General features: G+C 66.0%; 18 protein-coding genes. 10 read left to right on the forward strand and 8 right to left on the reverse strand.

Translation table 11 applies throughout. The annotated features are described in order from the left end of the window. Positions 1-91 precede the first annotated feature (91 nt). Positions 92-1,300: a potassium channel family protein gene (locus CP557_RS17195; protein WP_097381034.1), complete on the forward strand. Its 1,209-nt coding sequence runs from the start codon at positions 92-94 to the stop codon at positions 1,298-1,300. Between the two features lie 166 nt (positions 1,301-1,466). Here the strand turns inward: CP557_RS17195 and CP557_RS17200 are convergent, their stop codons facing one another. From CP557_RS17200 to CP557_RS17215, 4 genes are all read right to left on the reverse strand, one after another. Beyond that, positions 1,467-2,048, reverse strand: coding sequence for a magnesium transporter (locus tag CP557_RS17200; protein WP_097381035.1), 582 nt, complete (start codon positions 2,046-2,048; stop codon positions 1,467-1,469). After that, positions 2,048-2,623 carry a magnesium transporter gene (locus tag CP557_RS17205; protein ID WP_097381036.1) on the reverse strand — a complete coding sequence of 192 codons (576 nt, stop codon included), beginning with the start codon at positions 2,621-2,623 and terminating at the stop codon, positions 2,048-2,050. The genes CP557_RS17200 and CP557_RS17205 overlap by 1 nt, the downstream gene beginning before the upstream one ends. A gap of 211 nt (positions 2,624-2,834) precedes the next feature. Next, on the reverse strand, positions 2,835-3,248 hold the full coding sequence (gene crcB / locus CP557_RS17210) for a fluoride efflux transporter CrcB (protein ID WP_097381037.1): 414 nt from the start codon (positions 3,246-3,248) through the stop codon (positions 2,835-2,837). After that, the gene (locus tag CP557_RS17215) at positions 3,245-3,652 is read right to left on the reverse strand and encodes a CrcB family protein (protein ID WP_097381696.1); all 408 of its coding nucleotides are present in this window, start codon (positions 3,650-3,652) and stop codon (positions 3,245-3,247) included. The genes crcB and CP557_RS17215 overlap by 4 nt, the downstream gene beginning before the upstream one ends. A gap of 222 nt (positions 3,653-3,874) precedes the next feature. On the opposite strand from CP557_RS17215, the gene CP557_RS17220 reads away from it, so the two are divergent. The 4 genes from CP557_RS17220 (at position 3,875) to CP557_RS17235 (ending at position 10,376) form a co-directional block, all read left to right on the forward strand. Further along, complete coding sequence (locus CP557_RS17220; RefSeq protein ID WP_097381038.1) at positions 3,875-4,804, forward strand: cation diffusion facilitator family transporter; 930 nt, start codon at positions 3,875-3,877, stop codon at positions 4,802-4,804. A 369-nt stretch (positions 4,805-5,173) separates the two neighbouring features. Beyond that, on the forward strand, positions 5,174-6,094 hold the full coding sequence (locus CP557_RS17225) for an MBL fold metallo-hydrolase (protein ID WP_097381039.1): 921 nt from the start codon (positions 5,174-5,176) through the stop codon (positions 6,092-6,094). Between the two features lie 207 nt (positions 6,095-6,301). After that, positions 6,302-8,293 carry an AMP-dependent synthetase/ligase gene (locus CP557_RS17230; RefSeq protein WP_097381040.1) on the forward strand — a complete coding sequence of 664 codons (1,992 nt, stop codon included), beginning with the start codon at positions 6,302-6,304 and terminating at the stop codon, positions 8,291-8,293. A gap of 184 nt (positions 8,294-8,477) precedes the next feature. After that, positions 8,478-10,376, forward strand: a complete 1,899-nt coding sequence (locus CP557_RS17235; protein WP_097381697.1) for a cation:proton antiporter domain-containing protein — start codon at positions 8,478-8,480, stop codon at positions 10,374-10,376. 37 nt (positions 10,377-10,413) lie between these two features. On the opposite strand, the gene CP557_RS17240 is transcribed toward CP557_RS17235, so the two are convergent. After that, positions 10,414-11,007: a DUF2391 family protein gene (locus CP557_RS17240; RefSeq protein WP_097381041.1), complete on the reverse strand. Its 594-nt coding sequence runs from the start codon at positions 11,005-11,007 to the stop codon at positions 10,414-10,416. 155 nt (positions 11,008-11,162) lie between these two features. Here CP557_RS17240 and CP557_RS17245 point away from each other — a divergent pair, with 155 nt between their 5' ends. Next, positions 11,163-12,851: an aldehyde ferredoxin oxidoreductase family protein gene (locus CP557_RS17245; protein WP_097381042.1), complete on the forward strand. Its 1,689-nt coding sequence runs from the start codon at positions 11,163-11,165 to the stop codon at positions 12,849-12,851. Between the two features lie 78 nt (positions 12,852-12,929). Here CP557_RS17245 and CP557_RS17250 read toward each other — a convergent pair whose 3' ends face one another. The 3 genes from CP557_RS17250 to CP557_RS17260 form a co-directional block, all read right to left on the reverse strand. Continuing rightward, positions 12,930-13,682 (reverse strand): TraB domain-containing protein, encoded by a 753-nt coding sequence (locus CP557_RS17250; RefSeq protein ID WP_097381043.1) that lies wholly within the window; start codon positions 13,680-13,682, stop codon positions 12,930-12,932. 83 nt (positions 13,683-13,765) lie between these two features. After that, positions 13,766-14,080, reverse strand: a complete 315-nt coding sequence (locus tag CP557_RS17255) for a hypothetical protein (RefSeq protein WP_097381044.1) — start codon at positions 14,078-14,080, stop codon at positions 13,766-13,768. Positions 14,081-14,582: 502 nt separating this feature from the next. Then, positions 14,583-15,719 (reverse strand): thiolase family protein, encoded by a 1,137-nt coding sequence (locus CP557_RS17260; RefSeq protein WP_097381045.1) that lies wholly within the window; start codon positions 15,717-15,719, stop codon positions 14,583-14,585. A 176-nt stretch (positions 15,720-15,895) separates the two neighbouring features. Between CP557_RS17260 and CP557_RS17265 the strand changes: the two genes are divergently transcribed. The 4 genes from CP557_RS17265 to CP557_RS17280 all read left to right on the forward strand — a co-directional run bounded on the left by CP557_RS17265 (position 15,896) and on the right by CP557_RS17280 (position 20,745). Beyond that, positions 15,896-17,854 carry a beta-propeller domain-containing protein gene (locus tag CP557_RS17265; protein WP_097381046.1) on the forward strand — a complete coding sequence of 653 codons (1,959 nt, stop codon included), beginning with the start codon at positions 15,896-15,898 and terminating at the stop codon, positions 17,852-17,854. Positions 17,855-17,949: 95 nt separating this feature from the next. After that, complete coding sequence (locus tag CP557_RS17270; RefSeq protein WP_097381047.1) at positions 17,950-18,636, forward strand: DUF5806 family protein; 687 nt, start codon at positions 17,950-17,952, stop codon at positions 18,634-18,636. A gap of 71 nt (positions 18,637-18,707) precedes the next feature. Then, a complete protein-coding gene (locus CP557_RS17275; RefSeq protein WP_097381048.1) occupies positions 18,708-19,139 on the forward strand; it encodes a hypothetical protein in 432 nt (143 codons plus the stop codon). A gap of 133 nt (positions 19,140-19,272) precedes the next feature. Continuing rightward, positions 19,273-20,745, forward strand: coding sequence for an aldehyde dehydrogenase family protein (locus CP557_RS17280; protein WP_097381049.1), 1,473 nt, complete (start codon positions 19,273-19,275; stop codon positions 20,743-20,745). Positions 20,746-20,844: the final 99 nt, after the last annotated feature.

Below are 20,844 nucleotides of genomic sequence, written 5' to 3' on the forward strand. Positions count from 1 at the left end.
GGGCAAAACCGTGTCGGAAGGGCGTCCGCCGGGCGCACCGCAACCGGCCGGCGGGAAACGCTTTTTTGGTCGGCGGGTCGACTCTCGAGGTATGGACCCGCTCGAGGGCGAGGCATCGTCGGCCCCGATCGAGTACGAGCCCGTCAGCGTCAAAGACGTGCTCGTCGAGATGAAAGACACCGCCGAGCTGTTGATCGACCTCTCGTACTCGGCCGTGCTCCACCGGAGCGAGCCGCTGGCAACGGAGGTGCTCCGACTCGAAGAGCGGATGAACGTCCTCGAGCTTCGCGCGCGGATGAGCCTCCTGATGGCCGCCCGGAAGCCGGCCGACGCGGAACAGCTCGCGCCCGTCCTGGGGATCGTCGGGGCCGCGGACGCGATCAGCGACGCCGCGGGCGACATCGCGAAGATCGTCCTCGAGGATATGGGCCTGCCGGAGGCGATGCGGGCCGCACTCCCCGACGCCGCCGAAGCGCTCCTGCGGGGCGTCGTCGCGGCGGACTCCCCCTACGCCGGGCGAACGCTCGAGGACATCGATCTCGAGTCCGAGACCGGCGTGCGCGTGATCGCGCTTCGGCGGGGCAGCGACTGGCTGCTCAATCCCGGCCCGACGACCCGCGTCGAGGCCGACGACGTCGCACTCCTCCGGGGCCCCGACATGGCGATCGGTGACGTCTGCGAGACGATGACCGGCAAGGTCTACGAGGCACCGACCGCCGAGACGCCCGACATCGACGACCTCGAGCGGGCCGTGGACACGATCATCCACATGAAGGATTTCTCCGAACTGGCGGTCGATCTGGCCTACAGCAGCGTCCTCTTCGACAGCGAGGAACTCGCCGAAGAGGTCCGCAACCTTGAGGTCGAGGTCGACGCGATGCAGTCGCGCTTCGAGGCCTGGACGCTCCGGGCGGCCGCCGACGCGCCGGATCCGGTCTCCCTGCGTGGACTGATCCAACTGGGGAGCTGTACGGAGCGGATCAGCGACGCCGCGATCGAGATCAGCGAGGGCGTCCTCCGGGATATCGATGTCCACCCGGTCGTACAGGTCGCCGTTCAGGAGAGCGACGAGATCATCACCCGTGTCGAGGTCACCGAGGGGAGCGACCTCGACGGCACCGACGTGACTGCGGGGGTTCCCGACGCCGAGTCGACGATGTCGGTGATCGCCATCCGCCGGCCGGGCGAGGGATGGCTGCTGGTCGCCGACGCCGACGCCGAACTGCGCGGCGGCGACGTACTCATCTCGAAGGGGACCAGAACGGCCGCGGCGGCGTTCCGCGAGCTCGCGTCGGCGTAACCAACGTGGGCCGTCGACGACTGCCCGCTGTGGCTCCGCTTTAAGTGGTTCTGGTCACAAGGTGAAGATACGACGGGAGAACGTCCCTTCTGGAGCCATCTACTGCCCGTGAGACGCGAGTCATTTCGCTTGGACCGTCGCCTCGGACGTGTCCCGGCAGTCCGTCTCAGTTCAGGACGACGATCGCGACCCCAGAGAGGACGATCACGCCGAGGATGTCACAGAGGTTCGTGACGACCGGAATCGTCGTGTCGTCGGGATCGAGCCCCTGCGTGTAGGAGACGTAGGTCGCGGCGATACTGAGGACGATCGCGATCACGGCGAGCGACATGCCGCTGACGACCGAGATGAGCAGGAGGTCGGCAAGCGCCATCGGTGTCGCGATGAGGTGGCCGACCAGCCAGGCGGTGATGCCAAGCGCCGTGAAGATCGTCGCTGCCAGTCCCAGGATCGCCAGAACGTTCGTCCAGAGAACGTCGTCTCGAGGATCGAACTCGAGGAGCCCCAGGTGGAGTCGCGTCGAGAGCCGCGAGGAGAGGATCGCGCCGAGGTTGCCGCCCATCCCGATCATCACCGGGACGAGCACCAGCAACGTAGGGTTCGCGATGTAGGTCTCCTCGAGTTCCTCGAGGACGTACCCGGATCCCATCTCGAGCATCGAGAGGACGAGCAGGATGGGAAACATCGTGGCGACGATGCTGCGAATCGACCAGGTGTCGGTCGGTTCGTCGGGGCCGGTGGCTGCCATTAGAACGCCACCCCGACGACGGTGATCGCGACGAACAGGAAGACGACGCCGAAGACGTCGCCGAGCGTGGTAACGATCGGCCCGATCAGGTTATCGGGGTCGAGCCCGCGCTCGTAGCTCGCAAAGACCAGCGCCAGCAAGCCGAAGATCAGCGTCGTCGAGGTCAGGACGCCCGAGATCAGCATGATGCCGACGAGTTCGATCAACCCAGCGGAGTCTCGTCCCAGTACCCACAGGATGACCCACGAGAGGACGGCGATGAACACCGAGATGCCGATCCCGTTGATAAAGGAGGCGGCGACGGCGTTGACCAGCCGCCGATTCCACGAGAACGACGGATCGATCATCCCCTGGTGGAGCCCACTCGAGATCCGCGCCCCCATCGCGCCGTAGACGTTCCCGCGGGTCGCGAGGAAGGCCGGGAGTAACAACAACAGGCCCGGAAACCGTTCGAACCCTTCGGTCATTCCCTCGGAGCCGAGTACTGACCCTGCGAAAATCCCGCCAGCGAGGCTGACGATGAGAATCGGGAGTGACTCGCGGTAGATGCGCCACGCGTCTCGGCGAGCCTCCATAGCGGCGAATGACGGAGTCCAACCATAAACCTACCGTGGATCGAACGCGACCGAATCGCTCGAAACCGTGTGGATCGGTACCGTTTCTGAACGATCGCTAACGGAGGCGCTCCCGTGCGGCGGTCGGTTTTCAGCCGGGCTGCTGTCGCCGGGTCCCGGCACACCGTGGGCGGGTCGCGGCTGGACCGGCGCTGACCGACAGGAGTCCGTCTCAGACGGGGGCGACGGCGACGGCTCCCCAGGCAAGGGTTATCGCCGCGAGCGACCCGGCGAGATTGGCCGTGGCGTTGCCGATCGCACGGACGCGGTCGCCGCGTTCGTACAGCCGAACCGTTTCGACGGAGAACGAGGAGAACGTGGTGAACGACCCACAGATACCGGTTCCGACGAGCCGGAGCGTCGATTCACTCACACCGGTAAAGACGGCGATGCCAAAGAGAAAGCTGCCGACGACGTTGACCACGAACGTCGAGAGGGGCAGGCGGTCGTTCGGGACCCGTCCGGCGATTCGCTGGCCGACCCAGTACCGGAGGATCGCGCCGATCGCGCCGCCGGTACCGACGACGTGGGCCGGGTCGGGATCGAGGGCGACGAGCGCCGAGAGGCCCGTTCCGATCGAACTCATACTGGCTCACCGCCTGCCGAGCGCGGGCCCGCGATTCGGCGCGCGATCCCCCGTCCCACGAGCACGCCGGTGACTCCGAGTCCGTAGTTCGCGGCGACGATGCCCACCACCGCGAGGGGACTCGAGGCGAGCGCGGCCTGGAGCGCGAACGTGCTGTAGGTCGTCAGCGAGGAGAGAAACCCCGTCGTGAAGACGAGCCGGGTTCGGGACGTGAGATGGCCCGTGTACTCGGCCTCGTACACCACCACGGCGAGGACGGCGCTCCCCACGGCGTTGACGAGGACGACCGACGGCACGTCCGGGAACAGCCCCATCACGAAGAACCGGAGGTTCGAGCCGGCGAAGCCGCCGACGGCGATCAATGCGAGCGTCTCGAGTCGAACGATGGGATGAGCGTCTGTCATGGCGGTGTTCGGCGGGACCGTCAGCCGATCGACGCGTGGTACGTGTTGCATCGACCAGGGATGCGAGCCGGCACGACCCGTTCGGCGGTTGTATCGGACGACCCCCAGCGCCCAGTCGTCTGCTCCCTCTCAGTGGCTCGTCTTGATCGTTGCGATGGGGCTGCCATCGACTCGAGGACCGGAACGAAAAGACCCAAGGTTAGACTGGCTCTAGGGGCAGCCATGTCCGAAGCCGGTGGCGCGGACGGCGGCCGGAGTGCGTTCGCGCGGGCGTCGTGGGCGAACGTCCTCGGCAACGTCGTGAAAATCGTCGTCGAGGGAGCGGCGGGGTACGCCTTCGGGAGCGTCGCACTGCTCGCCGACGCGGCCCACTCCGTCGCGGATCTCGTCGCGAGCGTCGTCGTCCTCGTCTGGGGGCGAAGCGCGTTCGACGAACCCGACGATACCCACCCACACGGCCACACTCGAATCGAGCCCCTGACGGCGCTGTTCGTCGGCGCGGTGATCGCACTGCTCGGACTGAACCTGCTCTACCGGTCCGTCGAGGGGCTCGTCGCCGGCCCCGATATCGAGTTCAGCGTCCTGTTGCTCGTGGCGCTCGCGTTCTCGATCGCCGATATGTATCTGGTCTATCGCTACACGATCGGCATCAACGAGTCCCTGCAGTCGACCGCGCTCGCGGCGCTCGCGAAAGACTGTCTGAACGACATCTATACCTCGGTCGCTGCGATCGTCGGCGTCCTCGGCGTACTGGTCGATCTCCCGATGCTCGACCCCATCGCGGGCGGGCTCGTCAGCCTGCTGGTCGTCTATCAGGGGGTCGAGATCGGCAGGGAAAACGTCGATTACCTCATCGGTGCCGCACCCGGCCCGCAGAAACGCGCCGAGATCACCGACTGCCTGGGGGGCCACCCCGCCGTCGAGGGCGTCCACGACCTGACCGTCTTCTACGACGGGACCGTCCTCGAGGTGGAGGTCCACGTCGAGGTCGACGGCGACATGCCGTTCCGGGAGGCCCACGACATCGAATCGGCGCTGGTCGACCGTCTGCGGGGGCTCGAGGACGTCGGAGACGCACACGTCCACCTCGATCCCTCCGGCATCGGCGAATGGAAGCAGTCGGCCGAGGACTCGAGCTGTCGCAACCACTGATACGGTTTACTGGAAGTCGTTTCCGGCGCAACCGCGTCTCGTTCTGCGGTTGCGCCGGTAACCCGTTACAGTAATCCGTATGAAACGAGGTCCGGACCGATCTCAGAGCCCTCGTGCGGAAGGGTGTGTATCGAGGTCGTGCGACCGGGTATTGCTGTTGTGCCATCGGGTATTGACGTTGTGGGACCGGGTGTACAGTGACGTGCAGTCGCTGCGATCGGCGGCGGCGGTGCCGTCCACCGTGGCGCGTGGCAACGTCGCCACGAAGACGCGGCCTCGGTGAAATCGGCGGTCGCGGACGACGTCGTCGTTCTCAGGGGAGGTCGCCGCGACGCGAGCTTTTATGCCGTCCGATGACAGGCTACCGATATGGCAATCGGAGACGTTCGCGAAGTCACGGCCGGTGACTGTTCGGACCTCTACTATCTCGATACCGGAATGTACGACACGAGCGAATACGGGGCCGTCTACGTCCTCGACGACGACCGTCCCGCCGTCGTCGACACCGGCATCGGCACCAACTACGATTTGCTTCGGGAGGCACTCGACGACGTCGGGATCGCACAGGACGACCTCGAGGTCATCGCACTGACACACGTTCATCTCGACCACGCGGGCGGTGCGGGCTTTCTCGCCGCGGATTGCCCGAACGCCGACGTCTACGTGCCCGCCCTCGGGGCCGACCACATGGCCGATCCCTCGCGGCTGGTCGCGGGGACGAAAAACGCCGTCGGCGAACAGTGGGAGTACTACGTGGAACCGGAGCCGATCCCGGAAGAGCGGATCGTCGAAATCGAAGACGGCGACACGATCGACCTCGGCACCCACGAGCTGTGCGTCCACGAGGCCCCCGGTCACGCGCCCCACCAGGTCGTCTTCGAGGACCCCGCCAACGACGCCGTCTTCGTCGCCGACGCCGCCGGTATCTGGGTGCCCGAAACCGAGCAGATCAGGGAAACGTCACCGCCGTCGAACTTCGACCTCGAGCAGTGTCTCGCGGACGTCGACACGCTGGCCGAACTCGACCCGGACGTGTTCTGCTACCCTCACTTCGGCCCACGTGCGGTTGGCGACGACGTCGATCGAGCCCTCGAGGAGTACGCGGCCGTCCTCGAGGAGTGGGTCGACGCGGTCGCCGCCAAGCGCCGAGAGCTCGCGGACGACGAGGCGGTCGTCGACTACTTCGCCGAGGCGGCCGAGATGGACGACGTCTGGGGCGAGGAGAAGTCGAGCGCCGAGGCGAGGCTGAACACCCGCGGTGTCCTCGGCTATCTCGACCACCGGGAGTGACCCGTTCCCGCTCGTCGCGACCAACCACCGTCGGTCGGGTTCCGTCGACCGTCTGTCGGTTCAGTGGCCGTCGGTCCGTTTCCATCACGTGGCCGAAACCGGCTATGGCCGGCGTTTTTCGACGATTCGCGTAAGAGTTATAAACGATATCAACGATGTAACCAGTTTCATCACGTTTTATCGCACGGGAACCACTCGCACGCATATATGGACTGGCGGGATGCCGAACGAGAGTACGAAGACGAGGTCATCGGGACGACGACGCTCGCACGGATGTTCGAGGATTCGGCCGAGCGTAATGCGAATCGGCCGGCACAGAAGTACAAAGGCGGCGTCTACGACCGGTCGCTCACCGGGTCGGTGCTTCCCGCTGCGACGTCCGGCGAGTTCGGAACGATCTCCTACGCCGAGATGCGCGACGTCGTTCGCATGCTCTCGGCAGGGTTTCGTGACCTGGGGGTCGATGCGGGGGATCGGATCGGCCTCTTCTCGAACACCCGAATGGAGTGGGCCCAGTCGGACTTCGCCCTGCTGGGAGCCGGCGCAGTCGTCACGACCGTCTACACGAGTTCCTCGCCGAATCAAGTCCGATACCTGCTCGACGACCCCGACGCCGACGGCGTCGTCGTCGAGAACGAGACCCTCCTCGAGAACGTCCTCGACGTCGAGGACGAGCTGGACCTCGAGTTCATCGTCTCGATCGACGACCTCGACGGCTACGACGACCGCGACGATATCCTGACGCTCGGTGAGGTCTACGCTCGCGGCGAGGAAACGTTCGACCTCGAGGCCTACGAGCAGCGGATCGAGGAGACCGAATTCGACGATCTGGCGAGTCTGATCTACACGAGCGGAACGACGGGTCAGCCCAAGGGGGTACAGTTGACCCACAAGAACTTCCGGTCGAACGTCAACGGGATCCGAAAGCGGATCGGGCCGCGGCCGGACAAGGGCGACGACGTGCCGGTGTTGGACGACGAGTCGCTGGCGATGTCGTACCTGCCGCTGGCACACGTCTTCGAGCGGACAGCCGGCCACTTCGTGCTCTTTGCGAGCGGTGCCTGCGTCGCCTACGCGGAGAGTCCGGACACGCTCCAGGAGGATTTCAGCACGGTCAGCCCGACGGCGGCCACGAGCGTCCCCCGCGTCTACGAGAAGATCTACGACGGCATCCGCGAGGAGGCCAGCGGGTCGGCGGTCTCCGAACGGATCTTCGAGTGGGCCACGGATGTCGGCGTCGAGTATCAGCGGACCGACTCGCCGGGAGCGATTCTGAACGCCAAGCAGGCACTGGCCGACAAACTCGTCTTCTCGTCGGTTCGGGAGGCGCTGGGCGGCGAGATCGAGATCCTCATCAGCGGCGGCGGAAGCCTCTCGCCGGAACTCTGTCGGCTCTATCACGCGATGGGGCTCCCGATCTACGAGGGGTACGGGCTGACCGAGACGTCACCGGTCGTCACGAGCACCCCGCCCGAGGAGGTGAAGATCGGGACGATCGGTCCGGCGCTCGTCAACGTCGACCTGCGGGTCGACGAGACCGTCGCCGACCAGGAGGCGTTCGAAGACGACCCCGGCGAGGTCGGCGAACTCCTCGTCAAGGGACCGAACGTCACGCAGGGCTACTGGAACAAACCCGGGGCGACCGAGGGTGCGTTCACGCAGGACGTCCCCGGGAGCGAAGCGACCGGGGAGTCGGAGGACTCGTCTTCCGGAAGGTGGTTCCGGACCGGCGACATCGTCCACCTGCGACCTGACGGCTACCTCGAGTTCCGCGATCGGGTCAAACAGATCATCGTCCTCTCGACGGGGAAAAACGTCGCGCCCGGCCCGATCGAGGACGCCTTCGCCGCCAGCGAGATCGTCGAGCAGGCGATGGTCGTCGGCGACGGCGAGAAATTCATCGGCGCGTTGCTGGTCCCCAACACGCCCCACATCCGCGACTGGGCCGACGCGGAGGGGATCGATCTGCCCGACGATCCCGAGGCGATCTGTGACGACGACCGGGTCCGCGAATACGTCCAGCAGGAGGTCGACAGAGTCAACGAGAACTTCGAGAAACACGAGACGATCAAGCAGTTCGAACTCGTGCCCCTGGAGTTCACCGAGGAAAACGACATGCTCACCCCGACGATGAAGAAGAAACGACGCGTCATCCTCGAGCGATTCGAGGATCGCATCGAGCGGATCTACGGGGACTGATCGTTCCCGGCGGGGTACGGTCGCGTTCGGTCTCTCGCGAGGTTCGATCGGCTCGATACTGGGTTGCCCACGACAGCGCGGTCGGTTCTCACAGGAGTTAACCGGTTGGACTGACTCTGTCGAGACGAATGGACGGACCAGCAGCGTCAGTATGTCGACCGATCACAGGGCGGCAGCGACGACTATGACCGGGGCAGAAGGCGGTGCCGATCTGCTCCTTCTGGTCGCCTCGATCGTCGGTCTCGGCGTCGTCTCACAACTTCTCTCGGCCCGATTCCGCGTTCCGAGCGTGCTCTTTCTCATCGTCTCCGGTGTCGCGATCGGACCGGAAGGACTCGGCGTGTTGACCATCGACTCCTTCGGCGAAAGCGGACTCTCGACGATCGTCGGGCTCTCGGTTGCCATCATCGTGTTCGAGGGGGCGTTCCATCTCAAGATCGACAAGATCAAAAAGGCACCAACGGCCGTGTTACGGTTGACCACGATCGGCGCGGCCATCGCGTTTCTCGGGACCGCCGGCGCGGTCCGGTTCTTTCTCGGTGCCAACTGGGACATCGCGCTGTTGATCGGTGCGCTCTTGATCGCGACGGGACCGACAGTCGTCACGCCGATTCTGAAGGTCGTCCCCGTCCGGGATCGGGTCGCAGCAACGCTCGAGACGGAGGGGATCGTCAACGACGTGACGGCGGCGATCCTCGCGGTCGTCCTGTTCAAAGCGATGACCGTTCAGGAGACCCACGCCGATATCTACCTGCAACTGTTCGCGGAGCGGCTCGGGACGGGGCTCCTCGTCGGCGTCGTCGTCGCCGCGGTCGTCTGGTCGGTGCTCCAGTACGTCGATCTCTCGCCGGACAACGCACCGCAAAACGCCCGGTTGCTCACGCTCGCGGGAGCGATCGTCGCCTTTGGGTCGGCCGATTACGTCTTCTCGGAGGCGGGCGTGGCGGCCGCGGCCACGGCCGGACTGATCCTCGGCAACGCCGGGCTCCCCTACGAGGAGGAGATCGAGGCGTTCAAAGGCGACATTACGCTGATCGTCCTCTCGTTCGTCTTCATCACGCTCGCGGCACTGCTCGAGTTCGAGCAGTTGTTCGCGCTCGGACTCGGCGGCGTGGCCGTCGTCGTGGCCGTGATGTTCGTCTTGCGACCGCTCTTGGTTTTTCTGACGACTCGAGGAGGCCGGTTTACGTTCCGAGAGACGCTGTTCATGAGCTTCGTCGGCCCGCGAGGCATCATCCCCGCGTCGGTCGCGACCCTGTTCGCGATCCGGCTGCAGACCGGGGTCGCGGAGGGCGGCGCTCCGCCGACGAACCCGGCCGGCGCGGACCTGCTCGTCGGAACGGTCTTCCTCGTCATCCTCGTGTCGGTCGTCCTCGAGGGCGGCCTGGCCCGGCAGATCGCGGAGAAACTCGACGTGATACCCATGCGTGTACTCATCATCGGCGGCGGCCGCGTCGGTCGCTCGCTGGCAGAACGGCTCGAAGCGCGCGGTGAAAACGTAGTGCTGATCGAGGAGAATCGGACCGTCCTCGAGGAACTACGAAACGACGGGTTCACTGCCCGTGAGGGTGACGGGACCGACGTCGAGGTGTTACGTGAGTCGGGCGTTGAGAACGCCAAGACCGTCGTCGCGGCGACCGGCGACGACGACGTGAACTTGCTCGTGGCACAGCTCGCGAAGTCGAACTTCGACGTCGAGAACGTGATCGCTCGGGCGAACAATCCATCGAACGCGTCGGCGTTCGAGGACCTCGGCGTCCAGACCATCTCGGCGGCCGAGTCGACCGCGTGGGCGATCGACAACCAGATCGAACGCCCCGCGCTCTCGAACTGGATGTCCGAACTCGGTCGTTCCGGTGACGTACAGGAGATCGAGGTCACCAACGAGGCTCTCGTCGGACAGCAGATCGTCGATCTCGGCGGGGAGCTCCCGAACGGCGTCCTCATCGCGCTCGTGAGCCGCAACGGGACGAGCGAAGTGCCGAACCCCGACGTCGAACTCCAGTACGGCGATCACATTACGCTCATCGGCCGGACCGAGGCGGTTCGCGAGGCCATCGAGCAGTGTGGAAAACCGGTATAAGGCCATCTCGGACTGAGCGCGTCGGCGCGAACGCCGCTCAGGATTCGTCTACGGGCAGGTGCTCGGCTTCGCCGGGCAGGATATCTCCCAGCGAGCCGCCAAGCGCCATCGCGGTAAAGACGACCGAGACCTGACAGAGATTGAGCCACGGCTCGTCCCAGGTTATCCGGCCCCACAGCGTCAGCAGGCCCGCAGCGGTCGCGAACGCGATGAACAACACCCAGACCGGGCGACGCGGAACCAGACCGAAGTAGGGATTGTGGATCTGCACCTCCCGGAAGTCGGCGACGTAGAGGATGCCGATGACGAGCGCGACCGTAAACGCGAGGTTCACGACCAACAGGGCCGGGTGGGTCGCGAGGAACGCGCCGATGCTCATGATGCCGTCCTCGACCAGCATCGGGAGGCCGATGACGACGCTGCCCACGAACGCCTCTGCTTTGTCCTTCCGGGTGAAGCCGGTGATGACCTTTCCGACCGTCGGGCTGTGTGAGAGCCGACTGACCAGCCGCATCGTCCGACGTACCTCCGTCCGTTCGTCCGGCGTATCGACCGTCTCCTCGAGGGTCTCGAGTTGCTCGTAGACGTCGTCGATGGTCGTCTTCTCGGTCGACTCGTCCGGCTGGGACATGCGCGGGACCAGACACCACGGGTAGATAAAGACGCCTACATATCACCGATACCCGTGGTCCCCCGCTCTCAGAAAACATCATATATTTGTCGTGTTGAGGGGACACGCCCGAAAAACCGATACCGTTTTGCAGCCGTGTCGATCACTATGGTACTATGAAACACGTACGGGGGCCGCTGTGTTCGATCGACGTCGGCGAGCGAACTGCGGAGACCGAGGACATCGACGACCTCCTCGAGTCGTATATCGGGGGGCGGGCGCTCGGGACGAAACTCGCACACGATCGGATCCCGTTCGACGCCGATCCGCTGGGGAGCGACAACCGGCTGTACTTCGCGACGGGGCCGATGCAATACTCGACGATGAGCTTCACCGGTCGGATGTCGGCGACGGGCCTCTCGCCGCTGACCGACGGGTTGCTCTCCTCGAACGCCGGCGGGTTCCTCTCGCGGAACTTCACCGGTACGGGATACAGCGCCGTCGAGATCACCGGCGCGAGCGACGAACTCGTGATCGTCCACGTTACCGACGAGGGCGTCGAGTTCGAGGCGGTCCCGGAACTCGAAGAAGCGACCGTTCCCGAGACCTGCGAGTACCTCGAAGACGAACACGACCTCGGCTCGGAGCACACGACGGTCATCGGCCCGGCGGGTGAGAACGACGTTCGCTTCGCCTCGATCATGACCTCCGAAGAGCGAGCCTTCGGCCGCGGCGGGCTCGGTGCCGTTCTGGGTTCGAAAAACGTCAAGGCGATCACCTTCGACGGCGACTCGACCACCGAGATCGAGATCCCGCCGCTCCAGATGGAGATCCACGGCGAGGCCGCCAACTCCGACAGCCCGATGCGAGATCAGGGGACGACCTCCGTCGCCGAGTACGCGAACATGGTCGAGGCCCTGCCGAGTTATTACTTCTCGGAACTCTCCTTCGAGGGCATTGAGGGCGTCAGCGGCGACCGCGTCGAGGAGAAGAAGTACAAGAAAGGCACCTGCTCGTCGTGTGCCTTCGCCTGCAAACTCCCGACGCGAGACGAGGAGTCGGGCCTCGAGACCGAGGGCCCCGAGTTCGAGACGCTGATGGCGTTCGGACCGAACTCGGGCGTCGACGACATCGTCGACGTGATGAAGTCGAACAAGCTCTGTGACGTGTACGGACTGGACGCGATCTCCTGTGGGGACACCGTCGCGGCCTACCTCGCCAGCGAGGACGAGTTCGGCAACGTCGACCTCATTCACGACCTCGTCGAGAAGATCGCCTACCGCGAGGACGTCGGCGACACGCTCGCGGAGGGCGTCGACCGCGTCCACGAGGAACTCGGCGTCGAGAACTGGTCGGTCAAAGGCATGGAGTTCGCCGCCCACGACGGCCGCACGTTGAACGGCCAGGGACTGGCCTTCGCCACCTCGAATCGCGGTGCCGACCACATGTACGCCGAGTTCTACCCCTACGAGTACCCGCTCGTCGACGCCGACGACGCCTTCGACAAGTCCGGCCTCGAGGGCAAGCCACCGAAAGTCGTCGAACTCGAGAACATCAACGCGATCAAGGACAGCGCCGTCTTCTGTAAGTTCTCGCGGGACTTCCTGAGCGAGGAGCGCATGGAGACGCTGCTGGACGCCGACTACGACGAGTTGCTCGCACTCGGCGGCGAGGTCGTCGCGATGGAACGACACTTCAACAACCAGCGCGGGTTCGACCGGAGCGACGACCGGCTCCCATACGAGCTTCCGGAGTTCGAACAGGGGCTCGACGAGTACTACGCCGAACGCGGCTGGAACGACGACGGGACGGTCCCCGAGGCACGGTTCGAGAGCGGAAGCGGCGCTGCACCGGCCGACGACTGATTGCGACGGCGATCCTTTTCCCGACGAACGGCCGACCGCTGCTCGCGGGTGCGTCGAGTCCCCGTGACACAGCCCGTCTCAGTCGATCGGAATTCGAGTCACCGTCCGATCGGGCGATCTGATCGGCACGGCTGGCCGCGGCTCGTCGTCGTGGACCGCCAGTTCCTCGAGCCGTCGCTGGATGCCGTTGTGATGGCCCGCACCGATAACTGCGACCACGTCCGCGCCCTGGCGGCGGAGGGCGTGGAGTCGCCGTGCCATCGCTCGGTCGCGGCGGTCGATCATGACCGCCGCGATCTCGGGGAACAGCCGCCGCAGGTGGTCGATCGCCGGCTGTACGTCGTCGCCGCTCGTGATCTCTTCGAACGGGAGCGCCAGCAGTTCGAACTGATCGGCGTACTCCTTCGGTCCCATCGACTGCATTCGGACCATCGTTTTCGGGATCGTCAGCAGTCCGAGGCGACGCGAGAGGGCCGACACGATCTCGTCGATCGGTTCGTCGACGAGCGCGACGTCGAGACCCTGTTCGGCGGCAGTCTCGATGGCCGCCTCCATGTCGGTCTGCTCGGGATCGAGGCCGCACGACCGGACGACCGTGCGCTGGAGTGCCCGTAGCACGCTGTACGCGGCCGCGGTCGGTGGCGGCAACTGACGGGACAGGTCGTCGAGGGCCGGGTCGGCGGCGCGCTCGAGGCGCTCGAACCGGGACTCGTCGAGTTCGACGGCGACGAGATCGGGCTCCGCCTCGCGGATCGCCTCCCGAACGCGACGGCGATGCGTCGGCGAGAAGTGAACGCTGGGGACGAGGGTGATCGTTCCGTGGGTGGACATCACGGTGTTCGTTCGTTCGCCAGCGGCTTGAATCTCCGACCCCCTACCGGCGCTCGAGCCCGGCCGCCGTCCCCCCTCGAGGGTTACTCGTCGTCCCCTTCCTCGGCCGGCGAGAGCCGGTCGTCACCGCGTGAGGGCAGTGACGTGTCGTCGGCCCGCGAGGGATGAATATTGACGTTGTTCCCTCGGTACGGATCGCTCTCCGGATCGTACGACAGCTCGCTGCGCTCGAACAGGTAGATGAAAAAACCGATCAGCGGGATGCAGAAGGTGATCGCCGCCCACTTTTTCGGCGGCTCGAGGCCGACCCGCCCGGCGTCGTAGTAGGCTACGGCGGTCAACCCGAGATGCCAGGCGAGCGGGATCCCGACGAGGATCGCGAGGAGACCCGTGTTCATACGCGGGCGTAGGACTCGAGCGTATAAAATGACCGGCCATGACGTGCGTTCCGCCCTCGAAGCCGGGGAGCATCGCCTTCGAGTCGACGACGTGAACGCCCGTGTCGCATCGAGCGTTGGGACGGACTGGCTGTCGTCGCGGCCGTGAGGGCCGCCGGTTCAGTGCAGTCGTCCGTCGATGGGTGTGGGTTGCCACACCCTCCCCAACCGATTCGCTCGCTCCGGAGTCGCTCGCTCATCCCTCGCGCGGCTTTTTCGGCCGCCCTCGGTATCACTCGGGCGGCCGACAGCGCACGCCACCACGTGCTTTCGTCTCGCTCGTCACACCGCTCACGGGTCACTTCGTTCCCCGTCTGCTCGCGGGCCGACGGCCCGCTCGCATGGTCCGAGGGACGCAGTGCGTCCCTCGCTATTCGCGTTCCGCGGTTCTCACTCGCCTCGCTCGTTCCGAACCGCACTCCTCGCTCGCAAAAGCTGGACCAAAAAGCCCAGCTCAATCGTCTCAGTTGACGTCGAACTCGATCGCTGCACCCTGGCCGAAGCCGACACACAGCGTCGCCAGTCCGAGCCCGCCGCCGCGCTTCTGGAGTTCGTGGATCAGGGTGACGGGGAGGCGAGCGCCCGAGGCACCGAGCGGGTGGCCGAGCGCGATTGCGCCGCCGTTGACGTTGAAGATCTCGGGATCGATGCCGAGTTCGTCGCGGGAGTAGATCGACTGGCTCGCGAAGGCCTCGTTGAGTTCGACGAGATCGTACTCGTCGATGTCGCGACCGTTGCGCTCGAGGAGGCCTTTCGTCGCCGGGACCGGGCCGATTCCCATGACGGTTGGGTCGACGCCGGCGACGTTGTTTCGGCCGATCTCGGCCATGATCTCGAGGTCGTGTTCCTCGGCGAAGGCCTCGCTGGTGACGAGGAGCGCGGACGCGCCGTCGGAGATCTGGGAGGCGTTGCCGGGCGTGACGGTGCCGTCCTCCTTGAAGACGGTGGGGAGTTCGGCGAGCGTCTCCGGGGTCGTTCCCGGTCGGATGCCCTCGTCTTCCTCGACGATGCCGTCCTCGGTTTCGATCGGGACGATTTCGTCGTCGAACCGGCCGTCCTCGGTCGCCTCGGTGGCGCGCTGCTGGCTGCGGGCGGCGTACTCGTCCTGTTCCTCGCGGCTGACGCCGTACTCCTCGGCGACTTTCTCGGCGGTCATCCCCATCTGGAGATCACCGAGGTCGTACAGGTCGGCGATCTTCGGGTGGATGTGACCGTAGCTCTCGCCCATCGCGACGCGGCTCATGCTCTCGACGCCGCCGGCGATGATTGCGTCTCGGTTGCCGGCCGCGATGGCGTCGGAGGCGGAGATGACCGACTGCATCGAGGAGGCACACCAGCGGTTGATCGTCGTCGCCGGAACCGACTCGCCCAGCTCGGAGAGCAGGGCGATGACGCGGGCGAGGTTGTTGTCTTGCTCCTCGCGTTGCTGGGCACAGCCCCACATCAGGTCGTCGATCTCGTCGCCGGAGAGGCCGGTTTCGGCCAGGATCTCGTCGATCAGCGGCACCGAGAGGTCTTCACTGCGAACGTCGGCGTACACGCCGTCTTCTTTCCCCTGTGGCGTCCGTACTGCCTTGACTACGACTGGCGTCTGTGACATATACTACCGCATGCCCCTCACGAACTTAAATCCGGTCGAACTCTCGAGGGCGGGAAAAGCGTTTATCGGTCTGAACGGCGACGAATGGCCGGCTTTCGCGGTGCGTCCGTCGCCTCGGTGAAAGTGCCCTTTCACCTAGCGGTGGCCCCTTAGTACGGGACCCGGTGTACGGGAACATGGACAGTCAACGACGGCTGATCGCGGTCGCCCTCGCGGCGCTGCTCGTGGGATCGGTCCTCGGGGCCGGTCTGACGGCGCTGACGGACGAGGGCACTGCGGGAACCGACGACGAGCGAGCCGGCAGTCCGCTCGACGGTGCCGGCGAGCCCGAACTGACGACCTTCGCCTCCGACGAGGCCTTTGCAGCGTACTTCGACGACCAGTCGCGAGCGGATCGAGTGAGCGAGCCCTCGCCGATCACTCGCGGGGGTGGGCCCGACGTGACGGTCGAGACTGAACAGGACGTGGCGATGGAGGCCGACGGCGCGGCCGACGGCGGGTCGGGCGTCACTACCGCACCCTCGGGCGACGGTGGCGGCGGGGAGCCGCGATACTCCGAGACGAACGTCCAGGAGGCCGCGCTGGACGAACCGGACGTCCTGAAAACCGACGGCGAATCGGTCTACTACGCGGGGTATCGGTACGCCTCGAGCTGGGACGAGACGAGCGTCGTCGACGTGAGCGATCCCGCCGACCCCGAAGCCGTGGGCTCGATCCCGCTATCCGGGGAGTTGCTCCTGACGGGCGAGACGCTCGTCGTCCTCGGCGACGAGGCGGCCGCCGGGTACGACGTGAGCGACCCGGCCGATCCCGAGCGGGAGTGGCGGACCGACCTCGAGGCGTCCGTCGAGACCGCCCGCCTGTTCGACGGCGACCTCTATCTCGTCCTGGTCGACCGGCCGGGCAGTGACCCCTGTCCGATCGAGCCCTACGGCGACCGGGCCATCGAGTGTACCGATGTCGTTCGTCCGGCCGCCGACGCGGACGCCGACGCCGTCTACACTGCCGCCCGCGTCGACCCCGAGACGGGGACCCTCGAGAACGAGGAGAGCGTCGTCGGCTCGCGATCGCTGTCGGCCACCTACGTCTCCGAGAACGGGATCTACCTCTCCTACACTCGCTCGACGGGACAGTACGAACTGCGACGCTCCTACGTGACGAGCGAGAACGGCACTGCGCTGGTCGACGCCGAGACGCGAGAGCGTGTGGCCGCCCTCGAGTCGCTCGACATCTCCGACCGAGCGAAAGCGGTCGAACTCCGGGCGATCCTCGACGACTGGTACGCGGGGATGGACGACGAGGAGCGCCACGCGGCCCGCCGCGCGTTCGAGGAGGGACTGGCGGCCCACGCCGAAGCGAACCAGCGCGACCTGACAACGACCGGGATCGTCCGCATCGACATCGACGGCGAGTTGACCGCCGACGCGAGCGGCGAGGTCCCCGGAACCCCGCTCAACCAGTTCTCGATGGACGAACACGACGATCACCTGCGGATCGCGACGACGATCCCACGGACCCACGGGACTGACTCGGAGAACGACGTCTACGTCCTCGACTCGGACCTCGAGACGGTCGGGTCGGTGACCGGGCTCGGGATCGACGAGCGGGTGTATTCCGTCCGCTTCGACGGTGACGAGGGCCACGTCGTCACCTACCGCGAGATCGACCCGTTCTATACGCTCGATCTCTCGGATCCGACGGACCCCGTCGTCGAGGGCGAACTCAAACTGCCCGGGTTCTCGGAGTACCTCCACCCGCTCGAGGACGATCTCGTCCTCGGGGTCGGCCAGGAGGATGGCCGACCCAAGGTCACGCTCTTCGACGTGAGCGATCGCGAGGACCCCGTCGAACTCGACTCGAAGGTCCTCGACGACGAGCGCTACAGCGACGTCAGTCGAACCCACACCGCCTTCCTGCAGGACGAGGACCACGGCGTGTTCTTCGTTCCGGGCAGCGACGACAGTTACGTCTTCGACTACCGGGGCGGCGACCTCGAGGAGGTCGCCCGCGTCGACGTCGGCGGTCGCGGCACTCGCGCGATGTACGTCGACGACTACCTCTCCGTCTTCGGCGGCGACGAGGTCGTCGTTCTCGACGAGCGGACCTGGGAGGTGGCGTCGCGGCTCGACCTGTAACCTGATCGTCCCGGTCGCGGACTGTCTCCGGTCGACCGGCGGACCGCTCACGGGGGAGGGGAACGCTTTTGGCCGCCGTTTGGCAAGTCAATCCCATGGATGGCAACGAGGCGGTCGACCGTTCCGACGCCGACCGTCGGGAACGGACCGACCAGTCGGCCGGAACGGACGACGACTCGAGCGGTGACGCGGCCGCTTCGACGGCCGGTGACGAGCGAGCCGACGACAGTGACGGATCGATGCCGGGCGTTCCGGATCCCGAGCCGGCGGAGAACGACGTCCCCGAGGACGTGCAGAAGTACGCTCGATTTACGAAGATGGACGGCGCACAGTACGACCGGGTCAACGAGTTCCTGCGGGATCGGACCTACATCACCGCCCGCGAGTGGGCCATCGCCCGCCTCTGTTCTGATTTCCGGACCGAGACTGGCGTCGAAATGACCAAGATCGGGGAGAACCTGCCCGAACTGGTTCCGTTCATGACCGACACCTACTCTCCGCAGGCGGTCAATCAGGCCCGATCCTCCTTCGAGGACAAGGTCCGCACGGCCGGCGCGACCTTCCTCTACGGCGCGATGTGTGACTTTTTCACCGCCGAGGAACTCGACGACGTGATGTACGAGGCCACCGAGGTCGCCAAGTTCCTGCTCGAGGTCGAGGGCGTCGACCTCTCCGTCGAGGACGAACTCGAGGCCGAGGAACGCATCTCGAGTGTCATGCGGGAAGTTCGGGAAGCCAGCGAGGAACTCCGTGCGGAGGATCTCGCCGACGGCGATGCGTAGGCGACGGGCTCGTTCCCGCGGAGCGTGACCGCGAACTATCTTGTGGGTGCAGCGACTCGGTCACGATATAGATGTCCGATTCCCCCGATGTCCAGTTGAACTCGACCGAGAACGGACAGCGAATGGCCACGCTGATCGGTATCGGTGCCGGTATCCTCGACGTGCCGGCGTTTGCGTATCTGGGCCTCCTGTTGTTCGATGATCTCGTGTTCGGTGCGTTCGTCGGGCTCCTGGTCGGCCTCGGGACGTACCTGTTCCTTCCCGTGGCGATGGCGGACGACGGAACTCACACTTCCGAGGAGACACCGCCGATGGACACGTCCCATCCGCTCCGTCGCTTCCACCGGGCGGCGGCTGGGCTCGCGCTCATGCCGGCCGGGATCCTCCTGTTCGCCTGGGGGTTCGTCTCCCAGACGCTCCTCCTCGGCGTCCTCGCCACGTCCGTCATCGCGGCGGTGATCTACGTGTCGCTCGCGGTCCTCCTCCCCCGACGGCTCGCCTGAGGAGTGGTCGACGCCACTCGGCGGGCCGCCGATTCGAGCGGGAAAGCCCGTCGAGTGACGGGGCGTTCGGCCCGGACGCGGGTTGCGACTGCCGGTATGGTGCTTTTCCTTGCCGGTGGGATAGTGCGCCCGCATGACTGATCTCCCCCTCGAACCCGAAGGCGGCTGGGAGTCGTTGTATCTCGCGGGCGAGTGGACTGACACCGGCGACCGGGACGCGATCGCCGACGAGAATCCCTACACGCGCGAAGAGATCGCGACCGTCCCGGCGGGCACCGAGGCCGACGTCGATCGGGCCTACGAGGCCGCCGCCGAGGCACAGGACGCGTGGAGCCAGCAGCCGCCGCAGGCTCGAGCCGGTGTACTCACCGCCGCCATCGAGTTCGTCGGCGACCATCGCGAGGAGATCGCCGAACTGCTGGCCGTCGAATCCGGCAGCACGCAGGTCAAGTGCGAGGCCGAGTTGGGAACCGCGCGGGGGATGATGCAGCAGGCGGCGAGCTACCCCTTCCGGATGGACGGCCAGCACATGGATTCGATCACCCCTGGGAAGGAGAACATCGCCGAGCGAGTACCGGTCGGCGTCGTCGGGGTCATCTCCCCGTGGAACTTCCCGCTACACCTCTCGATGCGGGCGGTCGCGCCCGCGATCGCGGCCGGGAACGCGGTCGTCCTCAAACCGGCCTCGAATACGCCGATCACGGGCGGGCTCTTACTCGCGCGGATCTTCGAGGCGGCCGGCGTTCCGGAGGGGGTCCTCAGCGTCGTTCCCGGGCGGGGCTCCGAGATCGGCGACGCGGTCGCCGGCCACGAGATCCCGCGGGTCCTCGCCTTCACCGGCTCGACCGAGATCGGCCAGCGCGTCGCCGAGAAAGCGGCGGGCAACTGCGCGCTCCCCGCGCTCGAGCTCGGCGGGAACAACGTCCACGTGGTCACCGACGAGGCCGATCTGGATCGCGCCGTCGACGGCGGCGTCTTCGGTTCGTTCCTCCATCAGGGACAGATCTGCATTTCGACGAACCGCCACCTCGTCCACGAGTCCATCTACGACGACTACGTCGATGCACTCGCCGACCGGGCCGCCTCGCTGCCGACCGGCGACCCGACGGACGGCGATACGGTCATCGGCCCCATCATCGACGAGAGCCAGCGCGACCAGATCGTCGACTACGTCGAACGGTCCGTCGACGAGGGTGCGACCCTCGAGACCGGCGGCGACGCGGACGGGCTGGTCGTCGAACCCACCGTGCTATCAGATGCCGATAACGGCATGGCGGCGGCGTGCAACGAACACTTCGGTCCCGTCGCGCCGGTCATTCCGTACTCGAGCGACGAGGACGCGATCGAGCTGGCAAACGATACGATCCACGGGCTGTCGGGGTCGGTTCACAGCGAGGACGTAGAGCGGGCTCGCCGGATCGCGGACGGGATCGAGACGGGCATGATCCACGTCAACGACCAGCCGATCAACGACGAGCCCCACGTCCCCTTCGGCGGGATGAAGCAATCGGGCATGGGCCGGTACAACGGCGAGCAGATCTTGGACGAGCTAACGACGACGAAGTGGATCTCGGTCCAACACGAGCCTCGAGAGTACCCGTTCTGACGGCTGGAGGGCTTTCGGCACTCCGTCGGCGTCGGTCACGGACGGAGTGCAACTATCGTCGCTCCTGACCGTCTCCAACTCGAGCCGACGAGCAACAGA

Source organism: Natrinema ejinorense (assembly GCF_002494345.1).
Classification (GTDB): Archaea; Halobacteriota; Halobacteria; order Halobacteriales; family Natrialbaceae; genus Natrinema; species Natrinema longum.